Raw genomic sequence first — 1,337 nt, 5'->3', positions numbered from 1 at the left:
GCGCGTGTTGTTGGCGCGCATCTTCGGGCGCACCTCTTCGCCCCGATTGGTGCGTGAGGGCGCTGACTTGATAGGGCGATTGTCGCGCTCCATCTGCACCTGCCTCGACAGCGCAAGGACGTGTCCAAGACGCTTGTTGTCGACCTCAGCGCCCTGGTCGACATGGGACAGGCGATCATAACGTCGACAGGGCAACGCCGCGCCATTCGCCCAAATCTCGATGCGCCCGTCCGGGTACTCGTACACATCGAGATAGCGATGGATCAAGGCGCGCGTCGCCGGCGAATCTTCAAGCAGGTACATCACGCGATCGTATTGCACCGTCAGCGAGGCCGAGACGCAACGAGATTCGCGTGCCGTCAGAATCGAATCGAGATCCTCGTCGGCACGCACCGGACGATGCGCGTCAAAGTCGCTCTTCGCGCGCTTGCCGAAACGGTCGTTGAAGTCGGCGATGAAGTGGGGCGCATAAGCATTCGCAGCCTCCCACGTGTTGATCTCGCGCAGCCGCAATTCCTTGACGAGCCGATCCTGCAAGGTCAAGTTGGCACGCTCCACGCGCCCCTTCGCCTGACTGCTGTTGGCGCACAGGGTCTCGACGTTGAGCTCGTACAAGGCCCGGCCAAACTGCGTGACCCCCTTGTCAGCCTTGCGCGAGCCCCGGTTGAGCGAGAACACACTGGCTTTATCGCTATACAGCGCCAAGGGCTTGCCGTGCTGCTCGATGTAGCGGCGCGTTGCCTCGAAATAACTGAAGGTCGATTCGGTGGCCGTGAAGTGCAGGGTCATCAGACGGCTGGTGGCATCGTCGATGAACACCAGCAGCGTGCACGCCGGCGCGCGAGCTTCGAACCAGCGATGATCGCTGCCATCGATCTGGATCAGCTCGCCATAGCACGAGCGACGGTTGCGCGGCTGATGGATCCTTGGAGGACGCTGTCGACGTGGCGTCCAGAGTCTGGCGCCGATCATGAGCCGCCGAACGGTTTCCTTGGCCAGCCGAATGTCATGACACTCGCGCAGCTTCTCGCAGGCAAGCGTCGGGCCAAAATCGCTATAGCGCTCTTTGACGATGGCCACGGCCCGGACCGCCAAGCCCGCGTCGACACGATGATTGCCCGTTTGACCGCGCTTGCCGGAAACCAGGCCCGGCGCGCCTTGTTCGCGTAACCGCGCACTGAGACGCCGCACCTGTCGTGTACTCAGTCCAAGTCGCTCGGCGGCCCGCCACGGTTTGAGCAGTCCGTCGACCACTGACTGAATCACTTTGAATCGGTCCAACTCGCGCATCGACATGGTAATCGTGTCCGTTGCAGCCATCGCGGTCTCCTGCGCCG

Annotated in this window: 1 protein-coding gene; it reads right to left on the bottom strand. The window is 62.3% G+C overall.

What is annotated here, in order from left to right; translation table 11 throughout:
- Positions 1–1,296: ISNCY family transposase (locus QCE79_RS32810; protein ID WP_309851596.1), on the bottom strand; the 1,296-nt coding region annotated here is incomplete at its 3' end.
- Positions 1,297–1,337: the final 41 nt, after the last annotated feature.

It is taken from the genome of Caballeronia sp. LZ003 (genome assembly GCF_031451465.1).
Classification (GTDB): Bacteria; Pseudomonadota; Gammaproteobacteria; order Burkholderiales; family Burkholderiaceae; genus Caballeronia.
Note: the sequence above shows the minus strand (reverse complement) of the source record. Positions and strands in the feature narration are given on the sequence as shown.